Raw genomic sequence first — 23,588 nt, forward strand, 5'->3', positions numbered from 1 at the left:
CAATTCTTACAATAAGAATGTCGAGTAGCTGGGCTGCAGATGAATCCCCCAGGAGGACGACAACGATGCAACCATCCAATCCCAATCAGTTTACCGAGCGAGCCTGGGAAGCGATCGCTAAAACTCCCGACCTTGTTAAGCAAGCTCACCAGCAGAATCTGGAAAGCGAGCATTTACTCCAGGCACTCCTCGATCAAGACGGTTTAGCCACCAGTATCTTTAACAAGGCCGAGGTGAATGTGCAGCGAGTGCGGGAGCGCATCGCTGAATTTATCAATCGTCAGGGCAAATTAGCGCAGCCCACGGATTCGGTGTACCTGGGCAAAAGCCTCGATCAGCTCTTAGATCGCGCCGAGGAGTTTCGCAAAGAGTTTGGAGATGAATATATCTCCATTGAGCATTTAATCTTAAGCTATGCCAGGGATGAGCGCTTTGGTAAGGCCCTGTTTACCGAACTAGGGCTGCAAGAATCTACCCTCAAGGCTGTCATTGAACAAATTCGTGGAAGTCAAAAAGTGACCGATCAAAATCCTGAAGGCAAGTATGAATCCTTAGAGAAATATGGACGGGACCTGACCCAGCTTGCTCGCGAAGGCAAGCTTGACCCGGTGATTGGTCGGGACGACGAAATTCGCCGCACAATTCAGATTCTCTCCCGGCGCACAAAGAACAATCCGGTGCTCATTGGTGAGCCGGGGGTGGGAAAAACCGCCATTGCCGAGGGGCTTGCCCAGCGAATTCTGGCCCGCGATGTACCTGAGTCCCTGCGCGATCGCCGCCTGATCACCCTGGATATGGGTGCCCTGATCGCCGGTGCGAAATATCGCGGTGAGTTTGAAGAGCGCCTTAAAGCGGTGCTTAAGGAGGTCACAGACTCCCAGGGGCAGATCATCCTATTTATTGATGAAATTCACACGGTGGTGGGGGCTGGGGCCTCCCAAGGATCCATGGACGCAGGGAATTTGCTCAAGCCGATGCTGGCGCGCGGCGAATTGCGCTGCATTGGGGCCACCACCCTGGATGAGTATCGCAAGTACATTGAAAAAGACGCCGCCTTAGAGCGCCGTTTCCAGCAGGTCTACGTGGACCAGCCCAATATTGCCGATACCATCTCCATTTTACGCGGGCTCAAGGAGCGTTACGAAGTTCACCACGGGGTCAAAATTGCCGATAATGCCCTGGTAGCCGCCGCCACCTTGTCCACCCGCTATATTAGCGATCGCTTCTTGCCGGACAAGGCCATTGATCTGGTGGATGAGGCCGCCGCCAAGCTCAAGATGGAGATCACCTCCAAGCCGGAGGAACTCGATGAAGTGGATCGTAAAATTCTGCAGCTTGAGATGGAGCGTCTGTCCTTAGAGAAGGAAAGCGATCGCGCCTCCCTTGAGCGCCTTGAGCGCCTTGAGCGTGAGCTAGCCGATCTCAAGGAACAGCAGTCTTCCCTCAACGCTCAGTGGCAGGCTGAAAAGTCTAGCATTGACAAAATTCAGCGTGTTAAAGAGGCCATCGAGCAGGTGAATTTTGAAATTCAAGAGGCCGAGCGTAACTATGATTACAATAAAGCCGCAGAGCTCAAGTATGACAAGCTGACCCAGCTGCAGCGAGAATTGACCCAGTTAGAAGACCATTTAGCCCAGGCGCAAACTAGCGGCGTCACCATGCTGCGCGAAGAGGTGACCGAGGCAGACATTGCTGAGATCATTTCCAAATGGACTGGCATTCCGGTCAGTAAGCTGGTGGAATCCGAGATGGAGAAGCTGCTGCATTTAGAGGATGAGCTGCATAAGCGCGTGGTGGGTCAGGACGAGGCCGTCACCGCCGTGGCCGATTCCATTCAGCGATCGCGGGCCGGCTTAGCCGATCCGAACCGCCCCATTGCCAGCTTTATCTTTTTGGGGCCCACGGGGGTGGGGAAAACCGAGCTCGCCAAAACCCTGGCCATGTATCTCTTTGATACAGAGGAGGCCATGGTGCGCATTGACATGTCCGAGTACATGGAAAAGCACACAGTATCTCGTCTGATTGGCGCTCCGCCGGGATACGTGGGCTACGACGAAGGCGGACAGCTCACGGAGGCCATTCGCCGTCGCCCCTTTGCCGTGATCCTCTTTGACGAAATTGAAAAAGCCCATCCGGATGTGTTCAATGTTCTGCTCCAAATTCTCGATGATGGTCGCGTTACCGATTCCCAGGGGCGAACCGTGGACTTTAAGAACACCATCATCATTATGACGAGCAATATCGGATCTCAGTACATTCTTGATCTGGCGGGCGATGACGATCGCTATCAGGAAATGCAGAGTCGGGTGATGGAGGCGATGCGTCAGCACTTTAGACCAGAGTTCCTGAACCGAATTGACGAGCTGATTATCTTCCATAGCCTGCGGCCAGAGCAGCTCCGGGTGATTGTGAAGCTTCAGGTGCAGCGGCTACAAAAGCGGCTGGAGGATCGCAAGATGACCCTGAAGCTCTCTGATACCGCCTTGGACTTCCTGGCGGAGGTGGGCTTTGACCCAGTCTATGGGGCGCGGCCCCTGAAGCGGGCCATTCAGCGGGAGCTGGAAACCCAGATTGCGAAGTCCATCTTGCGGGGAGAATTTGGAGAAAATGACACCATTTTCGTGGACATTGAAAACGAGCGTCTCCGCTTTAATCGCCTCACGGAAGACATGGTGAGCGTCAGTTAGATGCCAGGTGTTAATTGCGGCAGTCTAGGGGCTGCCCTCTCCTCTGATCCCAGGATTGGTTTAGATCCCCCCTGCGATCACCGCCCTCTCTGCCCCCCGCGCCCCGAAATCTGGGTGAGGGGGGCATTAGTCAGCCTGTCTGGGGAAGTTAACGCCTGGGACCATTTTTTTAAGGAATTTGGTTAAAGAATTTGATTGAGGAACTGCTGCGATCGCGCTTCCTGTGGATGGGTAAAAAACTGGTCGGGGCGGGCAACTTCGATCACTTGCCCTGCATCCATGAACACCACCCGATCCGCCACTTCCCGCGCAAATCCCACCTCATGGGTCACCACCACCATGGTCATTCCCGACTCTGCCAGGCTGCGCATCACGTCTAGAACCTCTTTAATCATTTCCGGATCCAGGGCCGAGGTGGGTTCATCAAAGAGCATGATCTTAGGCTGCATAGCCAGAGCGCGGGCGATGGCCACTCGCTGCTGCTGCCCGCCGGATAGCTGAGCGGGATACTTTTGAGCCTGCTCTAAAATTCCAACCCGCTCCAGAAGCTGGTAGGCCACCTCTTCAGCCTTCTGCTTTGGCCATTTACGCACCCACATGGGCGCCAGGGTAATATTTTTGAGCACCGACAGATGGGGAAACAAATTAAATTGCTGAAACACCATTCCCATCTCGCGACGAATGGCATCCACATTGCGCGTGTTTCGGTCTAGGGTGATACCATCTACCACAATTTGCCCTTGCTGATAATCTTCCAGGGCATTGAGGGTACGGATAAAGGTGGACTTTCCTGACCCGGAGGGCCCCATCAGCACCACCACTTCCTGAGGGAAAACCTCCAGGTTAATTCCCTGGAGTACGTGAAATGCATCAAACCACTTGTGGATGTCGGTGGCCTGAATAATTGGCGGTCGCGATTCCATATCCCTCTCAAGTTGAGTCTAGCTTCCCGCAGCAATTGGCTCTGGCTCGGTAGCCTCTTCCACCGCTGATGGCGCCAGTCGTTTAAAGACAAGGCCGTGGTCGGTGCAGGCTACCTGGATCGTATCGCCTTCTTGAAAGGCATCTTCTAGAATTTTAATGGCCAGCGGATTTTCCACTTCGCGCTGGATGGCTCGCTTGAGCGGCCGCGCCCCATAGACCGGGTCGTATCCCGCTTCAACAATATGGTCCAGGGCAGCCTCTGAAAACTGAATTCCAATCTTTTGGTCCGCTAGCAATCGGGCCACCCGCTTCAGCTGAATCGTAACAATATCGCGCAGCTGGCTTCGCTGTAAGGGATGGAACAAAATTAAATCGTCCACCCGGTTGAGAAACTCCGGTTTAAAGTGCGATCGCAACGCCTTCAACACGCGATCGCGCATTTCATCGTAGCGGGACTCATCCGCCGCCACATCCAGAATGTGATCGCTACCAATATTGCTCGTCATCACAATGACCGTATTGCGAAAATCCACCAGCCGCCCCTGGGAATCGGTGACGCGACCATCGTCTAAAACCTGCAGCAGGACATTGAATACATCGGCATGGGCCTTCTCTACCTCATCTAAAAGCACCACCGAATAGGGCTTGCGCCGGATCACCTCCGTGAGTTGCCCCCCCTCTTCATAACCCACGTATCCCGGCGGAGCACCCACCAGTCGCGCCACATTGTGCTTCTCCATATACTCGGACATATCAATGCGCACCAGAGCATCCTCCGAGTCAAACAGCAGTTTAGCCAGAGCCCTGGCCAGCTCAGTTTTCCCCACCCCCGTGGGTCCCATAAACAAAAATGAGCCAATGGGACGCGCGGGATCCTTCATGCCAGCGCGGGCCCGTCGAATCGCCGCTGATACGGCTGACACGGCCTCCTGTTGTCCAATCACCTGTTGATGCAGATGCGTTTCGAGCTGTAACAGCTTTTCCCGTTCCGATTCTAAGAGGCGCGTCACGGGAATTCCCGTCCATTTGGCTACAATTTCCGCAATATCCGATTCCGTCACCTGGTCGCGCAGCAGGGCAAACCCATCACTGTGCATCTCTAGCAGCAGGGCCTCTTGGGTTTCGAGCTCTCGGTGCAGCTGGGTCAGCTTGTCATACTTGAGCATGGAGGCCTTGGTGAGGTCAATATCCCGTTCGGCTTGGGCAATTTGGCGATCCACCTCCGCCTTTTCCTCATTGAGATGATTGATTCGCTCTAGAATCTGTTTTTCTGAGCGCCATTGCCCCTCCAAGGCTTCTTTCTTAGGCGTCAGCTCCTTAATCTCCTGCAAGACGCGATTGAGGCGATCCTTAGACTGGTAGACTCCGCCAAGGCGAGGCTCCTCCTGCTCCAGGGAGAGCTTTTCCATCTCTAGCTGCATCAGGCGACGCTCCACCGCCTCCAGTTCGCTGGGCTTGGAGGTGATCTCCATCTTGAGCTTCGCCGCGGCCTCATCCACCAGATCAATGGCCTTATCGGGTAAAAAGCGATCGCTAATGTAGCGATCCGAGAGCACCGCCGCCGCCACCAGCGCTGAATCTGTGATCTTGACATTGTGGTGAATTTCGTAGCGATCCTTAAGCCCACGCAAAATGGAAATGGTGTTATCCACGGAGGGCTGCTCCACCAGAACCTGCTGAAAACGGCGCTCCAGGGCGGCATCTTTTTCAATGTGCTTGCGATACTCATCCAGGGTGGTCGCCCCAATGCAGCGCAATTCGCCGCGCGCCAGCATTGGCTTGAGCAAATTTCCCGCATCCATGGTGCCTTGGCTGGTGCCAGCCCCCACCACGGTGTGCAGCTCATCGATAAACAGCACTACCTGTCCTTCGGAATGGGTCACCTCTCGCAGCACACTTTTGAGCCGCTCCTCGAATTCCCCCCGGTATTTGGCTCCTGCCACCAGACTGCCCATATCCAGGGTAATGAGCTGGCGATTTTTGAGGGACTCAGGCACATCCCCATTGATAATGCGTTGGGCTAACCCCTCGGCAATGGCGGTTTTCCCCACCCCCGGCTCGCCAATGAGCACTGGATTATTCTTCATGCGCCGGGAGAGTACCTGAATGACCCGACGAATTTCCTCATCCCGACCAATCACCGGGTCAAGCTTCCCGGCTTTAGCTTGGGCCGTTAAATCTCGACCAAATTTCTCCAGGGCAGATTGCGGAGCCTCTGGCTCGGACTTTTGCGTCTCAATCGCCTGCTGTTGGGCTTTCATGTGGGATTGCTGAATAGCTGCTTCTAGATCTTCAATCGCTACGCCCTGCTCTTGCAGCAGCGTCTGGCCAATGCGCTCATCGGTGGCAAAGGCTAGCAAAAAATGCTCCGCAGAAATCAGGGCCGCCCCTCGATCGGATCGGAGGCTTTCAGCCCCATCCATGAGCCGATCTAGCCCTCGCCCCCAAAACAGCTGGGATCCTGGCGGAGCCTCCGGCTGCTGATTGGCAAAGTCGCTCAAATCCTTGGCGAGCCGATCCACATCCAGCTTACTGCGGGTCAGAATTTTTACCGTCTGGGGATCTTCTTCGATCAAGGTGATGATGAGATGCTCCACCTCCAAGTGTTGATTACGATGGCCACGGGCAACATCTTGAGATTTAACAATCGCATCCCATGCGGAATCGGTAAATTGGCCGGGGTCGGTCGGCTGCATCGGAAATTTCTGAGTAGGGTAAAGCTCAACGGTACTATTAGGACTCAGTATAGTCTGCCCTCTCCACGGCAAACCAGAGAAGCCCGATGATTCTTAGGACAGGCAACGATTAGAAAACTGAATCAATCCCCCTGGAATTGATTGGGATTCATGGAGCTCCATGATTTACTAGGTGGAACATAAAGACTTTGTTAAAATAAATACCAAATCCAGGGATCTTCCGCGCGATCGCGGACTGGACCTGCCGCACTAGAGAGTTGAAATCATGACCCTACGAACCTCGCCGAAATCTACGGTGATCTCGCCGTCTATCCTATCCGCGGACTTCAGCCGACTTGGTGACGAAGTGCGAGCCGTGGATGAAGCAGGTGCCGACTGGATCCATGTTGATGTCATGGATGGTCGCTTTGTCCCTAACATTACCATTGGCCCACTGATCGTCGATGCCCTACGTCCTGTGACGCAAAAGCCCTTAGATGTTCATCTGATGATCGTCGAACCAGAGCGATATGTAGCTGATTTTGCTAAGGCGGGCGCAGACATTATTTCAGTCCATGCGGAAGCCACGGCCACCACGCACCTCCATCGTACCCTGGGACAGATTAAGGAACTAGACAAATTGGCCGGGGTTGTACTCAATCCCGGCAGCTCCCTGGATCAAATTGAATATGTTCTGGATCTGTGCGATTTAATTTTAATCATGAGTGTCAACCCCGGTTTCGGGGGGCAAAGCTTTATCCCTGAGGTACTGCCCAAGATTCGTAAGCTGCGTCAGATGTGCAACGAGCGTGGTCTCGATCCCTGGATTGAAGTCGATGGCGGTCTCAAGGCCAACAACACCTGGCAGGTACTGGAAGCCGGTGCCAATGCCATTGTGGCTGGATCTGCTGTCTTTAATGCCGAGGACTACGCACAGGCCATTGACGGCATTCGCAACAGCAAAAAGCCGGAACCTGAACTGGCCTCTGTCTGAGGATTGCGGCGCTACTTTTGATCCTCCCGATCCGCGCCTGTCCTCCTACCGCGCCCTATCTCCACCCGTTGGACTGCAGATGAGCGGTACGTCCCTTGGGGCGTGCCGCTTATCTGCTGCAATCCCTACCCTACAACCTTTGTCCGTTGACTTGAGTACCATGGCCTCCGATCGCCCCGCTGCCCAAAGCCAGTCCACCCTTGCCGAGATTCGTGCGGCTCGTCTGGAGAAAATCGAGCAAATTAAGGACCTCGGTCTAACCCCCTACGCCTACCGCTGGGAATCTACCCACCGTGCCCAGGAGCTTCAAGAGACATACGCCACCCTAGAGAAGGGCGCAGAGGTGGAGGTGCAAGTGGCGATCGCCGGACGCATTCTGGCCCGGCGCGTATTTGGCAAGCTAGCCTTCTTCAGCCTTCAAGACGAAACCGGGACCATTCAGCTTTACCTGGATAAAAAGCACCTCAGCACTGCCATGGGTGATGGCGATCCCCAGACGTTTAACCACCTCAAGCAGCTTACCGACGTCGGAGATTTTATCGGCGTTCGCGGCACCCTCAAACGCACTGAAAAAGGGGAGCTATCGGTGCTTGTACAGGATTATCAATTTTTGACCAAGTCCTTGTTGCCCCTGCCTGATAAATGGCATGGCCTAACGGATGTTGAAAAGCGATATCGCCAGCGATACCTGGACCTCATTGTGAATCCCCAGGCGCGTGACACCTTTCGCAAGCGAGCGAAGGTGACTGCTGCCATTCGGCAGTATCTGGACCGCCAGGGCTTTATTGAAATTGAAACCCCTGTCCTGCAGAGTGAAGCGGGCGGCGCAGAGGCACGCCCCTTCATCACCTACCACAACACGCTGGATCGCGAGCTTTATCTGCGCATTGCCACAGAACTCCATCTGAAGCGGCTGATTGTGGGGGGATTTGAAAAGGTCTTTGAACTGGGGCGAATTTTTCGAAATGAGGGAATCTCCACCCGCCATAACCCGGAATTTACCACCATTGAAATTTACCAGGCCTATGCGGACTACTACGACATGATGGACTTGACCGAAGCGCTGGTGGTGGAATCGGCCAACTCGGTTCTGGAGAGTCTTGTGGTGCCTTATCAGGGAGAGACCATTGATCTGACACCGCCCTGGCGTCGCGTCACCATGCACGATCTGGTCCAGGAAAAAACCGGACTAGACTTCCAACGCTTTACCCATCTCCAAGAGGCGATCGCGGCCGCAGAGTCGGCGGGGATCACCGAGATTGCCGATTGTCAAAGCATTGGCCAGCTATTGAATGAGGTCTTTGAGCAAAAGGTCGAAGCCACCTTGATCCAGCCTACCTTTGTGATGGACTACCCCGTGGAAATCTCGCCCTTGGCGAAACCCCATCGGGATCAACCCTCGCTAGTCGAGCGTTTTGAGCTGTTTATTGTGGGCCGCGAAACCGCCAATAGTTTTTCAGAGCTGACCGATCCCCTCGACCAGCGTCAACGACTGGAAGCACAGGCGGCCAAAAAGGTAGCCGGCGACCTAGAAGCCCATGGCGTTGACGAAGACTTTCTCACCGCGCTGGAATATGGTATGCCCCCCACCGGTGGATTAGGGATCGGCATCGATCGCCTGGTTATGTTGTTAACCGATGCCCCCAGTATTCGAGATGTAATTGCCTTTCCCCTCCTCAAAACCGTGACTCACGAGGGGAAAGACCCTCCCCTTCTCTAGGGCGAAAAACCTCATTCCAGACCTTTTTCCCGCCACGCCAGCAAGAATTTTGACAAGAAATTCTTTAGGGTAGTTACGAAATCAGATTCATGGACTATAATCTCGTGCATGAGAATGCGAACCTATGATTGCGATTTATCCAGGAAGCTTCGATCCCATTACCCTGGGACACCTCGATATTATTGAACGAGGCTGTCAGCTTTTTGAGCACGTTATCGTGGCAATTTCCCGCAATCCTAGCAAACAGCCGTTATTCTCGGTTCCACAGCGTATCGCCCAAATTAAGGCCTGTACGCAGCATCTGAATAACGTTGAAATCGATCATTTCGAGTCTTTGACCGTAACCTATGCCCAGCGAAAGCAGGCAAAGGTTCTACTGCGGGGCCTCCGAGTTCTTTCAGATTTCGAATATGAACTACAAATGGCCCACACCAATAAGAGCTTAGCCGACTCCATTGAAACTGTCTTTTTGGCCACCTCCAATGAGCACAGTTTTCTGAGCAGTAGCCTTGTCAAAGAAATTGCCAAGTTTGGCGGTTCAATTTCTCATCTAGTTCCCAGTAACGTTGCCACTGAGTTAGAAAAATGTTACGACAAGACTCCTCCACCACCAGCGTGCCCAAGAAATCTTCTGTGAAAGGTAAAACTCAAACGACTCACCAACAAGGCTTGGAGTTACAGCAGCAGCTACAGCGGCTTGAGGAGATTATTGTCCTCGAGGGATTCAAGCTGCCGATGACCAGTCGCACCATCATTGATGATGACCAGCTACTGACTCAGTTGTTGACCATTGAACGCAGCATTCCAGACTGCATTAAGGATGCCGAGACCCTACTGGAGCGGCGCGAGGATATTCTCAATGATGCCCGGCAAAAGGCCCAGGAGATTATTCAGCAGGCAGAACGCCGGGCTGCCCAGATTGCCGATGAGCTGACCATCATTAAACAGGCAGAAATTGAGGCGCAGGAGCTTCGGAAACAGGTCCAGGACGAGGTTGATCAGATCCGTCGTCAGAACTTCTCGGAAATTGAGAGAGTGCGCCGCCAAACTCAGCAGGAAGTCGACTCACTCCGCAAATCGGCCCGGATGGAATGTGAGCAAATTCACCGCGAGTCCGATCGCTATGCCGATAGTGTCCTGGGCGAACTTGAGCACAACCTGAGCGCCATGATTAAGGTGATCCAAAATGGTCGCCGCCATATTAACACCCATTCGGCGGCCGCAGTTCCCCAGCAAAATCTCTCTGAGGGGCAGGTAGTTTCCGCGAAGGGGCGCCCCCAGGGATCCTAGGAGTCACAAAGTCGATGTCAGAGGGTGAATACATTCAATCGATTCAGTTGCCCCCTTGCCAATCTCCGCAGCAGGAGTCAGCTTGGCTTTGTCAACAGTTAAGGGAGTGGCTGGATCAAGAATATTTGCCGGAGCCCGTCAATGCAACGATTGCACAGCGAGCCGCGCAGGTTTATTTTCGCCAGCGCCTAGAGGGAGAAAATGATATTGGCTCTTTGGTGATCGCCATTGTGAGCGAAATGCAGGCGTTTGACTTCTCTAAAAGCTTTTACAGCGAGTTTGCGGTCGCCAATGCCGTTAGCGATCTTTTGCTCTCTAGCCTGGGCATTGATACCTGCTGCGGAATGGGCTAGGAACCCTACGAACCCGGCACGGATCCTCAGGGTATAGATTCTCAGGATCAGTTGGGCAAGTCCTCGCTGGAGGGCTTGCCCAACATTGCATTTTTGCAATTCTCCGCTGGGCAATTACCCGATGAGCAATTACCAGCTGGATTTGGTGACGCCAGGAAGCAGACCCTCATGGGCCATTTCTCGCAGCACATGTCGCGACAGACCAAAGTCTCGAAAATAGCCGCGAGATCGACCTGTAACCCAGCAGCGATTGCGAAGACGAGTCGGGGCACTGTTGCGGGGGAGCTGTTGCAACTTTCGATGTAGCTCCATTTTTTCCTGTTGAGAGGTGGCCTGAGCAATTTGTTGTTTAATTGCCTGACGTTTCTCAGCGTATTTCTCCACAAGCTTTTCTCGCTTGCGTTCACGCTGAATCATGCTAACCTTAGCCATGGATGGGATAAAAAGCCTAATTTGACAGCATTCCCTATCCTACTAAACTTTTGCTGATTTCGGTGACTTTTTTCTGGGACGCTGGCGCCCGGTCACTGCCGTTGACACCACTTTTCCCGCCGACGCACAGACATCAGCCAAGCAACAGCTTTCACAGCGGGGACGACGGGCTGGACAAACTGCGCGGCCGTGATAAATAAGGCGAATAGACCAATTTTCCCACTCTGGTTGTGGAAGCAAAGGCATTAAGTCTTGCTCCACCTTGACTGGATCCTCATGCCGGGTCAGCCCCAAGCGCTTGGATAAGCGTTTGACATGGGTGTCAACGGTAACGCCCCTGTTGATCCCGAAGGCATTAGCCAGCACCACATTGGCAGTCTTTCTGGCAACGCCTGGCAGTGTCAATAAGGCGTCCATGGTGTGGGGCACCTGGCCCCCAAAATCCTGCACAATTTTTTGACAAGCGCCCTGGATATGCTTGGCCTTATTTCTGTAGAAGCCCGTTGACTGAATTAAGCGCTCAATTTCCTCCCGTTCAGCGGCGGCTAAGGAGGGGGCGTCCGGGAAGCGGGAAAACAGGGGCGGCGTCACCAGATTCACGCGATCATCGGTGCATTGGGCAGACAAAATCGTGGCCACCAGCAACTGTACTGGAGTCTCGTAATTCAGAGTACAAGTTGCATCGGGGTAAGCGATGTGCAGCCGCCGTAAGATTTCTAAGGCACGTTTCCGCTGGGGAGCCAGGCGTGTTTGGGACATGGTCAACTACCGCGCTCCTTTGAGGCGCTACTGCATGAGCTGTTGGACCCAACTCAAGTTAGCAGTATCGCGCACAATTAAAAGTACCCCCAGCCCCATAATTAAAAATAGACCCGTTTGCATGACCCCTTGTTGGAACTGCACCGGCAGCGGTTTGCCGCGAATGCCTTCGAAGGCTAGAAAGAGAAGTTGCCCTCCGTCCAGGGCTGGGAGGGGCAAGATGTTGATAAAGGCCAGATTAATGCTGATCAGTGCGGCAAATTGTAAGAGATTCCCGGCGTTTGATTTGGCAATGTCGGCACCCATGGCCACAATCGCCACGGGTCCCGAAAGCTGTGAGGCAGCCTCTTGAAAGTTTGAAATGAGATGGGCAAACCCAAGAACCGTCAGCCGAGAAATCCGCTCAAATTCTTGATTGGACTGATTGATGAGCTGAGTGAGATGGGTAGCCTTGTGAAAGATAAACTGTCCATTGGGGGCAAGCTGCACCCCAATTCTGGGAATGCCGTCTTCATCGATCTGGGGTGCAACGCTGAATTCAAGCTGTTCTTGATCTCTGAGGACCAAAAGCTCCAGGCGACTCCCCTGACTGCTAAGGATGGCCTCTTGCATCCGGTCAATTCCCACCGATCCAGGGGGCAAAGGTTGACCATTCACCTGGATAACAACATCCATCGCCTGCAGACCGGCCTCCCCGGCCGCGGAACTCATGGTACTGACTAGCTGGGGAATTTGGACGCCAGGCTGAGGTTGAAACTCAGGGATGCCCACTGTTCCCAACTGGGTCATCAGCAGTAAATAGGCAAAAATTAAGTTGGCGAGCACTCCAGCCACCATGACGATGGCTCGATCTAAAATGGGGCGATTCTTTAACAGGCCTGGATCACTGGAGTTTAGATCTTCCTCTAGTTCATCGTCTGGAAACGCCACGTAGCCACCCAGAGGAATTGCGCGGAGGGAATATTCAGTCACCCTTCCCTGGTAGCGCCAGAGAACGGGGCCAAATCCAATTGCAAATCGGGTGACGATAATACCTTGAAGACGAGCTGCCAGGAAATGCCCTAGTTCATGGACAACAATGAGAATACCAACCACAGCGATCGCAGCAAGAACAGGCATAGGGGTTCTGAGGACTCTTCCAGTTACAGTTTGCATATCATGCCATCCCTGACAAAGCAGGAATTGGGGCTTGATGTATCTTAATCGTAACGGACGACGGGATAGGGCTGACCAGGGAACCCGGCTTAGAGGGTTCGGATAAAACCCTATTCAAACGCCCGTCCGAGTCGCTAAGGTTTGATTAGACCTGCACACTTCAAGAATTCCAATGCGTTTCCTGCCGATCCAAAACGCATTTACGACCTGTGAACCTGGCTTAGCAGGAACCTCCTACCGGAGTCGTGAAGAAGCCCACCGTGCCTGGCGCTGTGCCATCGCAGCCATGGGACGATTCCTGTCCCCTTGGCTGCACGATTACGCCTCGGCGCGGGCAAGTGAGGTTTCTAGCTCGGTGGATAATTTCCGCGGACTGGTTTTGTCCGGCCCTACGCCGGTTTTGCACCACCCAGCCATTCTTGCCCACGTTCAAACCTGTCTATGGCTGCCCAAACAGTGGTCATTGCACCGTCCCTTGCTGCCCACAAGCACCCTGGAGATGCCAGTGGATGCGGCCCTGGATTACACTGTGCCCCTGGACAGTGGGGACCGGTTGCTTTTAGAACAGTTTTGCATGGTTCTTACGGCGGATTTTGTTTGGACCGCCACCCTTAGCCCTAGCCCGGACGGTAGAACTTATTTTTGTGCTTTTTCCTTTGCACCGGAAACGGCCCATCAAGTTCTGGCGGTGTTGCTCAGCCGGGTCAGTGCCCATCGCCCCAATTTGCTGCACCCGTTACAGCAGTGGTTGGAACGGTTTCCCCCCCAGGCGCCCGACTACCGCATTCCCATGCAATTTAGCCAATGGATTTTAAAGCAGGCAACGCTCACTCAAGAGCCTTCGATGGTGGTTGATCTAGAGGGGCGCGCCGCTGTTTTACCCCTGAGGCGGCAGGGGCGGGGCGGGGAGATGGACCCCGCGCGCGCGAGGAGTCCCAAGGACCTTGCCTCTGGATCGGTTGCCCCCGGCCAGTGGCCTGGAAGAACGGGATCGCAGAGATCTTTGCCCAAATCCCCAGGCGATCCCGGATCGGTGGATTTGGAGCTCTTGCAGGCGATCGCCCATGAAGTGCGCACGCCTCTGGCCACCATTCAGACCCTGACTCGGTTGCTGCTGCGCCGCAAAGATTTGCCCCCGGAGGTGATCAAGCGCTTGGAAGCCATTCGGCGCGAATGCGTCGATCAAATTGATCGCTTTAGCCTGTTTTTTCGGGCGATTGAGTTAACCACTTCACCGGCCGCCTCCCTGGATACCTCCCTTACCTCCATCTCTTTGCAGCAGATCCTGGAGGAAAAAATAGATCGCTGGAAAACACTGTTAGAAAATCGATCCCTAAATTTTCAAGTGGATATTCCAGAGGACCTACCTGCCATTGCCATTCGAGATCCCAATATGCTGGATCAGGTCTTAACGGGCTTGATTGAGCGTCTTAGCCATACCTTACCCCTGGGGAGCCAAATTTATCTGCTCGTGAGCTTGGCGGGGGATCAGCTTAAATTACAGCTGCGGTCCTGTTTACCCCCTGACGCTTCCCCCTGTGGTTCAGCGCATCAAGGCAAGTCTCTGCTCAAGGCCGTGGGGCAACTTTTGATGTTTCAGCCTGAGACGGGGGGGTTGAGTCTGAGTCTTCCGGCCACAAAGCAAATTTTTAATTTTCTGGGGGGTAAGCTGACCGTCCGCCAATCCTTACCCCAGGGAGAAATTATGACGATGTTTCTGCCGTTGGATCCCTGGGAAAGCCAGGTAGCCTCGTCAATTTAAGCTGGGGGGCAATCCCCGTTACATTGGAAGGGATGGATCCAGCGCTATTGGAAGGTGGCATAAGCTCAATGACCGTTTCTCTGCAAGACCTCGCCTATCTCCCTTACATTGATGATCAGGGTTACTTGCCCCAGGCCCTGGATCAAAAAATTGGAGCCTATGTCATTTTTGACCAGCATCAATCCCCTCAGCATCTGGGCTATTCTCGCAATGTACGGGTCAGTCTGAAACAACATTTAGTCCGTCAGCCACTGGCCTGCCACTGGGTGAAGGCAACAATGATTGATCGTCCTAGCAAGCGGGATCTAGAGGCTCAAGTCCAAGCCTGGTTGGAGGAGATAGGGCGATCGCCCTATTCCCAGAGCAATCCCCAATCTGGTTGGATTGAGGCCATTCAGGTGAAGGAACGCCTGACCTCTGCAGAGCAGGCAATCCTGGAGGTGTCGCATTTGGACGAGCGCGGCAAGATAAGAGCGACTAAGCAGATTGCTCGCCGCATTGAGGCTGACATTTTAGGGCAGCTGAGCGATCGCGGCCTCCGGGAGAAACTTCGGTTCAATCCTAAGCTCAAGGAGTTGGGCATCCTTGATATTCAGTAAATTAAAGCAAGCAGCCCGCCTGATTGAGTCATAATCAGGCCCCAGCGATCGCCCCTGTTTACGTCAGCGTTTTTATCATCCATGTCCCAAGACCAACAAATTGACCTGTTCAATCTGCAGGGGGTCACCCAGGCTCCTGCCCCCGAGGTCAAGATCAATCGGGATCTGATTCCCGTGAGTGCTTCTACCCCTATCCCTGTGGGAACCTATGCGTCCCTGGCAGACATGGCCGTGCACTGTAACCAGTGTCAGCGCTGCGATCTGGCGGCAACGCGCACCAACGTGGTGATTAGCCGCGGCAATCCCCAGGCTCCAATTATGATTATTGGGGAAGGTCCGGGTCAAACTGAGGACGAAACTGGACTTCCCTTTGTGGGGCGAGCGGGGCAACTGCTAGAGAAAATTCTGGCCGCGGTCCATTTAGAGGCAGAGCGAGATGTCTACATTTGCAACATTGTGAAGTGCCGTCCCCCCGGAAACCGAACGCCTACCCCGGACGAAAGCGCCGCCTGTCGACCCTACGTGCTGGAGCAAATTCGCTTGGTCAGCCCCAAGATTATTCTCCTGACGGGAGCCACGGCCGTGCGCGGCATTACAGGAATCAAGAAGGGCATCACAAAAATCCGGGGGGAATGGCTAACCTGGGAAGGCTACCTTTGCATGCCTATTCTGCATCCCGCCTATCTACTGCGCAATCCGTCCAAGGCAGTGGGAAGTCCCAAATGGCAGATGTGGCAAGATATTCAGCAGGTCCGGCAAAAGCTAGAGGAACTGCAGGCGGCAGAGGGGTCCTAGTCTTGATTGCGCGGCGGGATGCGCCGACCCTGGAAGAACTTCGACTCTAGCGCAGTTAATCCCCCAGCCATCGCGCCCAGGAAGATCGTGCTCAGGGTTATACATGAGCCCGAAAGTACCGTCAACTGTCCTGTTGCCGCGATTAGTGGTGTCAGGGCCAAACTGATCAATCCCGCAGCTAAGGCAACCTGCTTGAGGGTCCGAATCCGCCCCAGAGCTGTTCGACAGCTTGCGCAGTGTTCTGTGTGAGAGTGGTAGCGGTCCAGCAGCTGCTCCTGCGACTGCACAGGCGGCAAACTCTGACCTGGAAAGGGATCGGCGGCAAAGCCATCGACCCATTGGTGCAGAGCCAGGACAAACCGATCTGCCTTTGTTGGCAGGAAAAAGGCCTTTGCCGCATGCTTTCCACCCCCACCCACGGCCTCCAGATAGCGTTCTTGGTAATGCAGAAAGAGTTGATCGTCTTCCAGCACCGCATTTTGGCCCAGATGGGAGTACCAGCGGGGCGTTACCCTCAGGAAGAAGCGAGGCAGTTTTGCCTTAAATCGGAAGGGAAAGCGAGCAAATAAGCGACATTCACCCTTGCGTATGGGCGTGGCATAGACCACCGTCATGGTGCGGCCAAATTGTTCTGAGGTCAGATCATGCCACATCAGGTTCGGCGCGATAAACCGGGTATCCTGCTGTCCCAGCTTGCCCCGGCGCGGTCCTTCCTTCCAGGTTCCCGTAAATCCCTGGCGGTCGGCCTGCAGCAGCTCGAGTTCCACCGGCCCAGCGTTGCTGCGATTGCCCACGGACCGATGATGGGTGAACGGCACGTGGCTGGCATCTAATACATTCTCCAAGAGGGTGAGAGCATCGTAGGGCAGATCTCGAAAGGTATTGAGGCAGACCCAGTCCTCTGAATCGGCCGCAAGGGGTTCAACCGTAGGCACCGCAACTTGAGGGGCATGCTCTGGGGATCCGGGGTAAACAAATAACAGGCCCTGCGCCACGGACACCGGTAGCGATCGCACACAGGCTCGGGGAGAATCCGCCCCCCGTTGCCCTTCCGTTTGCTGGGGAATTTGCTCGCAGTGGCCAGATCCATTAAAGGCCCAACCGTGGTAGGGACATTCCAAATGCCCCGACTCATTGACTCGTCCCTGGGACAGCGGTGCTAGCCGATGGGGGCATTGATCTCGAAAGACTCGCCACTGACCCCCATGGGTGTCCCACCAAATCACCAAATCCTCTTCCAAAAGCGTGAAGGACGTCAGTTGGGAGGAATCTAAATCTTCGATGTAGGCGACGGGATACCAGACCTCCTTCCAGTCAAACCGGGCTGGATCCGCGCCCCCGGCTGGCACCTCACGGGTTGTTCGATCCAGGGTTGAGGTGGATGGCCCGATTGAGGATGGCTCGATTGAGACAGAAGCAGCTGAAACCATAACAGTGAAACGTCTAGGGGGACTGAAACGATCAAAATGATCAGCGAAAAATCAGCGGATTCAAAGTCAACGAATTTAAACCGTGACAGTAGTAGATTTGTAAATATTTATAACAATTCTACCGTGCTTTTCCTGAGAAGGTGGTTTGCTGAGACGACCTCAATGTGAGTTCAGTGCGTCAGTTGTGCCTTCTCTAGTGATCGATCGCCATGGATGACTCTACTCCTTCAGCGCTGGTGCGTCAGCCCCTGATTGAACTCAAAGGAATTCGTAAAGCCTTTGGCGAAAATGTGGTCCTAGATGGGATAGACCTAGCCATCTATCAGGGGGAATCGCTCATTATTTTGGGGCCATCCGGCACTGGAAAATCGACTATTCTGCGCATTATTGCAGGGCTACTCAAGCCCGATGATGGCGAAATTTGGATTCGGGGAGATCGCTGGGAAGGTGCGGAAGATGAAGTCACTCGCCCTATCCGAATGAGTATGGTTTTTCAACAGGCAGCGCTGTTCGACTCCCTAACCGTGGCTGAGAATGTTGGTTTTTTTCTACTTCAGCACTCCCGGCTCTCCCGGAAAAGAATCTATGAACTGGTGGAAGAAAAACTAGACTTGGTTGGACTGCCTGGCATTGGTCATCTTTATCCCGATGCCCTCTCGGGGGGAATGCGCAAGCGGGTTAGCTTTGCACGAGCCATCCTTGATGATCCTGAGGATGCCGATGATGATCCCCAAATTCTGCTCTACGATGAGCCCACCGCCGGCTTAGACCCCGTGGCATCCACGGTTATCGAAGATTTGATTGTTGAACTACAAAAGTCCTCTGGCTGCGAAACCTATGCCATTGTGACCCATCAGCACAGCACTATCCGGCGAACGGGTCAGCGGCTGGTGCTGTTTTACCAGGGGAAGGTTCATTGGCGCGGTACCGTGGCGGACTTAGAAACTACCGATAATCCCTACGTGGTGCAATTTCTACAAGGGGCTATCCAGGGACCGATGGAAGCATTGGGCAAACACCAGTAGGCCAGCCAGGGCTGTCAGTCTGCTCCTAAACCGTAGATGCACGGATTCCGGTGGCCCAAGGACCCCATCCCCTGTCACGGTGCCAACCCTTGGAGGCAAAATCTTCCCTTCATCCCCTGGAAAATCATATCAGTTCCTCCTAAAGTCATAATTTTTTCTAATCTATACAGTTCTCTCTCCTTGGTGCTTGAGCGAACAACTGGACTGGAATTTATTTTTTTTGCTCAAAAATTATTTTTCTTAAAAACTGGGATCCAGTTAGGAAAAGGGGATCCACTAGGTAGAAATACTGTGCTGTCCACAGGGAGAGCGTGATAGTTTGTTGAAGATTTGAAACCAGGGTGTTGTCAGCTTCATTTCCATCTGGTGAGGATGTGTCCTGAAATCTTGAAATTTTTGATCGTCGCGTTCAAAGCGATTTTTTTATGAACAAAATTGTTTTGCCTAGCCTAGCCAGTGCCCTGATCGTGTCTGTCATTGGAGGGTTGTCCGTCGGTCATACCGCTCCTGAGTCGATCTCCCCCGCTGAAGCCCGAAGCCAAGCAGAGGCATTATTCAGCCCTTCAAAGGATGCCAGTGCGCAACCGGCTGTCACCAAGGTGGGCAGAATCCGGTCTGAGGACAATCCTGCGGCGGCAGTCGAGGCTGCTGCCGCGATCCAGCTCAATCCCGTGGCCACCGTATTTGCCCATGAACTAGAGGGGAAGGCTGCGGTTACGGTGTATGTCTCTAAGATTCCGGTCGCCACCTTCCTCGGTCAAGGTGGGTCAAAGGCCAGCCAGTCAACCAATGACGCCGACGCGCCCATGGCCCGGGCCACTCAGTTTGCGAACTTGGTGAACCAAATGAGCCAATCGGAGTTTGATGCGGGTCAAATTGGGGTTAAGTGGGATAAAGATCAGCAAACCTACGTGATTCACGCCCAGAATCAGCCGATTCTAGCCCTGTCGGATCAAGTGACTCTGCCTAAGGCTACTGGAGATCGGGGTGAAGATGCGCTTCAGATGACCAACTTGCTCCGTCGTCAGCTGGGAGAGGCTTCCCCCTTGCGTGAGATTACGGGTCGTCCTGTGCCCCCTAAACCAGCGGCTGTGCAAGCGGTCAATGCCGCTCAATATCAAAGTGGCTGGGCCTCGTGGTATGGTCCTGGATTCCACGGCAATCTCACGGCCAGCGGAGCGCGGTTCAACCAGTATGCTCTAACGGCAGCTCACCGAACATTGCCGTTTGGGACCCAGGTGCGCGTGACCAATCTCAACAACGGTCGAGCAGTCACCGTGACGGTTAACGATCGAGGCCCCTTTATTCATGACCGCGTGATTGATTTATCCATGGGAGCGGCTCAGGCCCTTGGCGTTGTCAGCAGTGGTGTAGCACCAGTGCGGCTTGACATTGTTCGTTAGTGGGGCATCCGTTCAGCCGGAGCCGATGGGCCCATCAAACCGCTGATTTAGCGCCAAAAGGCTCAATGCAATCGGCTAAATCAGCGGTAATTCATGCCCTATGGGAGCTGATAATATTGGTGTCTACCGAGATATCAAGGACTCAATGAATCAATGGGGGCAACACTGGAGCAGATTGCGACCTACTTGGATCACCGCCAGCTCTCCTACGATCTGCGTCCTGAACGCTTTCTGGTTGTCGTTCGCGTTCCCACCGACGATCCGCAACCCTTGACCGTAGTGGTCAAGCTAGAGGAAGAGGGACAATTTTTTAAGGTCTTTGTGCCCCAGGTGGTGGGGGGAGTTCAAACCCATCCCCATAAGATGGCCATCTTACAAACGATGCTGATCATCTCCTGGGAAACCAAAATGCTGCAGTGGGAATACGATCCGTCCGATGGCGAAATCCGGGCCATTATCGAATTTCCCCTGGAGGATTCAACCCTCACGGAGCAGCAGTTTGATCGCTGTTTTGATGGCCTAGTGGAGATGGTGGCTGACTGGGCCTTGCCTCGGCTACAAGAAGTCATGGCCACGGGGTACGATCCGGGAGATGCAGATCTGCTCCTGGGAGAACAGCTCTTGCTCACCATCCAAGAGGAGTCGCCAGGGATGTTAACCCTCTTGGAGCGAGCCATGGAGGCCCGCAAGCATCGCGGCAATTTTCATTCAAAGCGAGACTGATCAGCTTCAGGAAACGAGTCGAATCAAGGGAATATATTCTCGGACAAAAATGCACTCAATCTATCCCGGATTTAGAGTGGGGCCGCGGCAACATGGGGGTAACACATGCCGATTATCCTAGGCCACAATGGGAGGGTTTTACCGCGAGGTTCAAAGCCGCATGAATGTTCTCATTGTGGGGGGGACCAGCGGAATTGGTCTGGGCTTTGTCCACCACTGCCTCTCCCATCCCCAAGTCAAAACTCTCTATGCCACCTATCGCCATCTAGACACGGCCCAGGACTTATTACAGCTGCAAGCGATACATCCTGCACGCCTGCAAGTGTTGCCTCTAGATGTGCTTGAGGAATCTTCCCTGGGGCAGGCACTCGGCACAATCCAGGCCCAAACCCCCCATCTACACCTAATTCTTTACTGTGTGGGCATTTTGCATGGCCCTCACCTCTCCCCCGAAAAAAGCCTTCAGCAGGTTAATGCACAGGCGTTACAGGCTTATTTTCAGATCAACAGCATTGGCGGCATCCTCCTGGCAAAATACGCGCTGCCGTTACTCCGTCACCGCGATCGCAGCATTCTCGGCTTTATTTCTGCGCGGGTCGGCAGCATAGAAGATAACCATCTGGGAGGGTGGTATGGCTATCGAGCCTCCAAGGCCGCCCTAAATATGTTCGTGCGCAGCGCCGCCATTGAATATGGGCGCAAAAGTCCCCAAACCATTGTGGTCAGCCTGCACCCAGGCACCACCGACACCAAACTCTCCCAACCGTTTCAGCGCAATGTCCCCCCGGAAAAACTCTTCAGCGTTGATCGCACCGTCCGTCAGCTTTGGCAGGTATTGGAGCGATTAGATGGAACCCATAGCGGTCAGTTCTTTGCTTGGGACGGCAGTCCGATTCCCTGGTAGCAAGAGCAGAGGGCCAGGGCCCTGTTGGACCGCGATTGCCAGGGCAATCTGTGTTTTAATAAACATCGCGATTGAATTTAGCTCTCTATACTATTGGGGGCTAAGATTCTCTGATTTATGCTGCTCTACCTTCCTTGCGCGAGACGGGTATAGTTCCGACGCTGCCCACCGCGGGGATTCAACGCCCTCGAGTGATCATGCCCCCTTTTTCTGCCGTCCTGCAAAACCAAACGAGTCGGGTCCTGGTCGTGGATGATCTGCCAGATAACTCCTTCCTCATTCAGGCCATTTTGATTGACGAGGGATACGAAATCCAAGTGGAGGACAATGGGTTTACTGCCTTGGAGCAGATCAAGCAAAATCCGCCAGACTTGCTGATTTTGGACGTGATGATGCCCCATATGGATGGCTACGAAATCACCCAGAAAATTCGCCAAGATTCTGAATTGCCCATTTTCCCCATTCTGTTGATCACGGCCCATGACACGCCAAGCGCTGTGATGGGCTTAGATGTGGGAGCTGACGATTTTATTCGAAAGCCTGTGGAGGTGGCAGAACTTCTCGCTCGGGTCCGCTCGCTCCTGCGGCTTAAACACACCATGGATGAGCGCGATCGCATTGCTCGCCAGCGGGAAGACTTTGTCTCCCGTCTCACCCACGATCTGCGCACACCGCTAGTGGCAGCCGATCGCATGCTGGAGCTGATCCTGGAGGAGGGGTTTGGTCCCCTATCCCCCGATTTACAAGAAATTCTGGCCACCATGGCTTCAAGCAACCAAAATCTGCTTGATCTGGTGAATAATCTGCTCCAGGTGTATCGGTTTGAATCCGGACTGTATCCCCTGGAGTTTACCTCTCTCGATCTGGGGCAGGTGATCCGCGGCGTCATGCAAGAACTGACGCCGCTATGTGAACGCAAGGGCTTGGAAATTTCCTGCAGCATACAGTCCGAACCCCTTAAATTGACTGGCGATCGCTTAGAAATCCGGCGATTGCTTACCAACTTACTGGGCAATGCCATTAAGTTCACCTCTCAGGGAGAGATTAGGGTTCAGGTGCTGCGGCATCCCCAAGGGGCCCAATATCCTGATGCTCCAGCGGTTGAAATTCAGGTGGCGGATACCGGCATTGGAATTCCTCAGCCAATCCAGGCAGACCTATTTGAGCGCTTTAAAACTGGAGGACACAGTGCCTGTGGGAGTGGCCTAGGCCTCCATGTCTCCAGGTATATTGTGGAGGCCCATCAGGGTACCATTCAGGTGATCTCCACCCCCGGAGTCGGCAGCACCTTCACCGTGATGCTCCCTCAGGTTCAGCAGTCCCTTGCTCTCCCGTAACCTATCCCTGCCCTACAGCCAGCGAGACGGGGGCCCTAGGACTTCTTCGGAGAGAGAAACATAATCATATTTCTGCCCTCCCGCTTGGGAGCCTGCTGGATCTCTGCATACTCATCTAGATCCTCGGCCATGCGCCGGAGGAGCTTCTCGGCTAGGTGAGAGTGCTGTATTTCTCGGCCTCGAAAGTTAACTGTTGCCTTGACCTTGTCGCCTGATTTTAGAAATCGGGCGGCGTGATTGACGCGCACATTGTAGTCGTGATCGTCAATCTTGTAGCGCATCTTTACTTCTTTGACGTCAGCGGTATGCTGCTTTTTCTTGGCCTCGCGGGCCTTTTTTTCCTGTTCAAACTTATACTTGCCGTAGTCCATCACGCGACAGACCGGTGGATCGGCTTTATCGCTCACTAGAACCAAGTCCAGCCCCTTGTCCTCGGCAATTCCCCTTGCTTCCTGGGGAGACATAATGCCTAACTGGGTTCCATCCGCATCAATCACTCGAACTTTGGGAAAGCGAATCCGCTCATTGATATTCGGTAGATCTTGTTTATACTTTTTATTTGGAGCCACAGACCTTTTATTCAGTTGATGTTGAGAATCTATATGCTAGCGCAATAGATTC

Annotated in this window: 21 protein-coding genes; 14 read left to right on the forward strand and 7 right to left on the reverse strand. The window is 53.8% G+C overall.

Annotation, left to right across the window (positions count from 1 at the left end; translation table 11 throughout):
- Positions 1-65 precede the first annotated feature (65 nt).
- Positions 66-2,687: an ATP-dependent chaperone ClpB gene (gene clpB / locus QQ91_RS07340; RefSeq protein ID WP_166274524.1), complete on the forward strand. Its 2,622-nt coding sequence runs from the start codon at positions 66-68 to the stop codon at positions 2,685-2,687.
- A 182-nt stretch (positions 2,688-2,869) separates the two neighbouring features.
- On the opposite strand, the gene QQ91_RS07345 is transcribed toward clpB (QQ91_RS07340), so the two are convergent.
- Entirely contained in the window at positions 2,870-3,610 is a 741-nt protein-coding gene (locus QQ91_RS07345; protein WP_166274526.1) for an amino acid ABC transporter ATP-binding protein, read from the reverse strand.
- An 18-nt stretch (positions 3,611-3,628) separates the two neighbouring features.
- Entirely contained in the window at positions 3,629-6,307 is a 2,679-nt protein-coding gene (clpB, locus tag QQ91_RS07350; protein WP_166274528.1) for an ATP-dependent chaperone ClpB, read from the reverse strand.
- 265 nt (positions 6,308-6,572) lie between these two features.
- Between clpB (QQ91_RS07350) and rpe the strand changes: the two genes are divergently transcribed.
- The 5 genes from rpe (at position 6,573) to QQ91_RS07375 (ending at position 10,643) form a co-directional block, all read left to right on the forward strand.
- Positions 6,573-7,280 (forward strand): ribulose-phosphate 3-epimerase, encoded by a 708-nt coding sequence (gene rpe, locus QQ91_RS07355; RefSeq protein ID WP_166274530.1) that lies wholly within the window; start codon positions 6,573-6,575, stop codon positions 7,278-7,280.
- Positions 7,281-7,440: 160 nt separating this feature from the next.
- Complete coding sequence (gene lysS / locus QQ91_RS07360) at positions 7,441-9,000, forward strand: lysine--tRNA ligase (RefSeq protein ID WP_166274858.1); 1,560 nt, start codon at positions 7,441-7,443, stop codon at positions 8,998-9,000.
- 124 nt (positions 9,001-9,124) lie between these two features.
- Positions 9,125-9,637 (forward strand): pantetheine-phosphate adenylyltransferase, encoded by a 513-nt coding sequence (gene coaD / locus QQ91_RS07365; RefSeq protein ID WP_166274532.1) that lies wholly within the window; start codon positions 9,125-9,127, stop codon positions 9,635-9,637.
- Positions 9,586-10,290, forward strand: a complete 705-nt coding sequence (locus QQ91_RS07370; protein ID WP_201277040.1) for a F0F1 ATP synthase subunit B family protein — start codon at positions 9,586-9,588, stop codon at positions 10,288-10,290. Before coaD ends, QQ91_RS07370 begins: the two co-directional genes overlap by 52 nt.
- A gap of 14 nt (positions 10,291-10,304) precedes the next feature.
- Entirely contained in the window at positions 10,305-10,643 is a 339-nt protein-coding gene (locus tag QQ91_RS07375; RefSeq protein ID WP_166274534.1) for a DUF8822 family protein, read from the forward strand.
- Between the two features lie 129 nt (positions 10,644-10,772).
- Here the strand turns inward: QQ91_RS07375 and rpsN are convergent, their stop codons facing one another.
- Genes rpsN through rseP form a run of 3 tightly spaced genes read right to left on the reverse strand, consistent with a single transcriptional unit; the run spans position 10,773 to position 12,953 of the window.
- Positions 10,773-11,075: a 30S ribosomal protein S14 gene (gene rpsN, locus QQ91_RS07380; protein ID WP_166274536.1), complete on the reverse strand. Its 303-nt coding sequence runs from the start codon at positions 11,073-11,075 to the stop codon at positions 10,773-10,775.
- A gap of 42 nt (positions 11,076-11,117) precedes the next feature.
- The gene (nth, locus tag QQ91_RS07385; protein WP_166274538.1) at positions 11,118-11,834 is read right to left on the reverse strand and encodes an endonuclease III; all 717 of its coding nucleotides are present in this window, start codon (positions 11,832-11,834) and stop codon (positions 11,118-11,120) included.
- Positions 11,835-11,861: 27 nt separating this feature from the next.
- Entirely contained in the window at positions 11,862-12,953 is a 1,092-nt protein-coding gene (gene rseP, locus QQ91_RS07390; RefSeq protein WP_166274540.1) for an RIP metalloprotease RseP, read from the reverse strand.
- Positions 12,954-13,161: 208 nt separating this feature from the next.
- Between rseP and QQ91_RS07395 the strand changes: the two genes are divergently transcribed.
- The 3 genes from QQ91_RS07395 to QQ91_RS07405 all read left to right on the forward strand — a co-directional run bounded on the left by QQ91_RS07395 (position 13,162) and on the right by QQ91_RS07405 (position 16,145).
- Positions 13,162-14,751, forward strand: coding sequence for a sensor histidine kinase (locus tag QQ91_RS07395; protein ID WP_166274542.1), 1,590 nt, complete (start codon positions 13,162-13,164; stop codon positions 14,749-14,751).
- Positions 14,752-14,819: 68 nt separating this feature from the next.
- Positions 14,820-15,350: a GIY-YIG nuclease family protein gene (locus tag QQ91_RS07400; RefSeq protein ID WP_166274544.1), complete on the forward strand. Its 531-nt coding sequence runs from the start codon at positions 14,820-14,822 to the stop codon at positions 15,348-15,350.
- A gap of 81 nt (positions 15,351-15,431) precedes the next feature.
- Positions 15,432-16,145, forward strand: a complete 714-nt coding sequence (locus tag QQ91_RS07405; protein WP_166274546.1) for a uracil-DNA glycosylase — start codon at positions 15,432-15,434, stop codon at positions 16,143-16,145.
- Here the strand turns inward: QQ91_RS07405 and QQ91_RS07410 are convergent.
- On the reverse strand, positions 16,142-17,575 hold the full coding sequence (locus QQ91_RS07410; RefSeq protein ID WP_166274548.1) for an aromatic ring-hydroxylating dioxygenase subunit alpha: 1,434 nt from the start codon (positions 17,573-17,575) through the stop codon (positions 16,142-16,144). The genes QQ91_RS07405 and QQ91_RS07410 overlap by 4 nt on opposite strands.
- Before the next feature lie 236 nt (positions 17,576-17,811).
- Here QQ91_RS07410 and QQ91_RS07415 point away from each other — a divergent pair, with 236 nt between their 5' ends.
- The 5 genes from QQ91_RS07415 to QQ91_RS07435 all read left to right on the forward strand — a co-directional run bounded on the left by QQ91_RS07415 (position 17,812) and on the right by QQ91_RS07435 (position 22,967).
- The gene (locus tag QQ91_RS07415) at positions 17,812-18,600 is read left to right on the forward strand and encodes an ABC transporter ATP-binding protein (protein ID WP_166274860.1); all 789 of its coding nucleotides are present in this window, start codon (positions 17,812-17,814) and stop codon (positions 18,598-18,600) included.
- Between the two features lie 425 nt (positions 18,601-19,025).
- Entirely contained in the window at positions 19,026-20,003 is a 978-nt protein-coding gene (locus tag QQ91_RS07420; RefSeq protein ID WP_166274550.1) for a septal ring lytic transglycosylase RlpA family protein, read from the forward strand.
- Positions 20,004-20,156: 153 nt separating this feature from the next.
- Positions 20,157-20,726 (forward strand): hypothetical protein, encoded by a 570-nt coding sequence (locus tag QQ91_RS07425; protein ID WP_166274552.1) that lies wholly within the window; start codon positions 20,157-20,159, stop codon positions 20,724-20,726.
- A gap of 160 nt (positions 20,727-20,886) precedes the next feature.
- Positions 20,887-21,630, forward strand: coding sequence for an SDR family NAD(P)-dependent oxidoreductase (locus tag QQ91_RS07430; RefSeq protein ID WP_166274554.1), 744 nt, complete (start codon positions 20,887-20,889; stop codon positions 21,628-21,630).
- 197 nt (positions 21,631-21,827) lie between these two features.
- Entirely contained in the window at positions 21,828-22,967 is a 1,140-nt protein-coding gene (locus QQ91_RS07435) for a hybrid sensor histidine kinase/response regulator (RefSeq protein ID WP_166274556.1), read from the forward strand.
- 35 nt (positions 22,968-23,002) lie between these two features.
- Here the strand turns inward: QQ91_RS07435 and infC are convergent, their stop codons facing one another.
- Positions 23,003-23,536 (reverse strand): translation initiation factor IF-3, encoded by a 534-nt coding sequence (gene infC, locus QQ91_RS07440; RefSeq protein WP_166274558.1) that lies wholly within the window; start codon positions 23,534-23,536, stop codon positions 23,003-23,005.
- Between the last annotated feature and the right edge of the window lie 52 nt (positions 23,537-23,588).

The sequence above is a fragment of the Lyngbya confervoides BDU141951 genome, from assembly GCF_000817775.3.
Taxonomy (GTDB): domain Bacteria; phylum Cyanobacteriota; class Cyanobacteriia; order Thermosynechococcales; family Thermosynechococcaceae; genus Lyngbya; species Lyngbya confervoides.

Coding starts and splice junctions, on each gene's coding strand:
- rpsN (WP_166274536.1), bottom strand. CDS start 11,075: ATGGCTAAGGTTAGCATGATTCAGCGTGAACGCAAGCGAGAAAAGCTT.
- QQ91_RS07435 (WP_166274556.1), top strand. CDS start 21,828: ATGCCCCCTTTTTCTGCCGTCCTGCAAAACCAAACGAGTCGGGTCCTG.
- QQ91_RS07370 (WP_201277040.1), top strand. CDS start 9,586: ATGTTACGACAAGACTCCTCCACCACCAGCGTGCCCAAGAAATCTTCT.
- clpB (WP_166274528.1), bottom strand. CDS start 6,307: ATGCAGCCGACCGACCCCGGCCAATTTACCGATTCCGCATGGGATGCG.
- QQ91_RS07400 (WP_166274544.1), top strand. CDS start 14,820: ATGACCGTTTCTCTGCAAGACCTCGCCTATCTCCCTTACATTGATGAT.
- QQ91_RS07410 (WP_166274548.1), bottom strand. CDS start 17,575: ATGGTTTCAGCTGCTTCTGTCTCAATCGAGCCATCCTCAATCGGGCCA.
- coaD (WP_166274532.1), top strand. CDS start 9,125: ATGATTGCGATTTATCCAGGAAGCTTCGATCCCATTACCCTGGGACAC.
- clpB (WP_166274524.1), top strand. CDS start 66: ATGCAACCATCCAATCCCAATCAGTTTACCGAGCGAGCCTGGGAAGCG.
- QQ91_RS07420 (WP_166274550.1), top strand. CDS start 19,026: ATGAACAAAATTGTTTTGCCTAGCCTAGCCAGTGCCCTGATCGTGTCT.
- QQ91_RS07405 (WP_166274546.1), top strand. CDS start 15,432: ATGTCCCAAGACCAACAAATTGACCTGTTCAATCTGCAGGGGGTCACC.
- QQ91_RS07345 (WP_166274526.1), bottom strand. CDS start 3,610: ATGGAATCGCGACCGCCAATTATTCAGGCCACCGACATCCACAAGTGG.
- QQ91_RS07425 (WP_166274552.1), top strand. CDS start 20,157: ATGGGGGCAACACTGGAGCAGATTGCGACCTACTTGGATCACCGCCAG.
- rseP (WP_166274540.1), bottom strand. CDS start 12,953: ATGCCTGTTCTTGCTGCGATCGCTGTGGTTGGTATTCTCATTGTTGTC.
- QQ91_RS07375 (WP_166274534.1), top strand. CDS start 10,305: ATGTCAGAGGGTGAATACATTCAATCGATTCAGTTGCCCCCTTGCCAA.
- nth (WP_166274538.1), bottom strand. CDS start 11,834: ATGTCCCAAACACGCCTGGCTCCCCAGCGGAAACGTGCCTTAGAAATC.
- QQ91_RS07395 (WP_166274542.1), top strand. CDS start 13,162: ATGCGTTTCCTGCCGATCCAAAACGCATTTACGACCTGTGAACCTGGC.
- rpe (WP_166274530.1), top strand. CDS start 6,573: ATGACCCTACGAACCTCGCCGAAATCTACGGTGATCTCGCCGTCTATC.
- lysS (WP_166274858.1), top strand. CDS start 7,441: ATGGCCTCCGATCGCCCCGCTGCCCAAAGCCAGTCCACCCTTGCCGAG.
- QQ91_RS07430 (WP_166274554.1), top strand. CDS start 20,887: ATGAATGTTCTCATTGTGGGGGGGACCAGCGGAATTGGTCTGGGCTTT.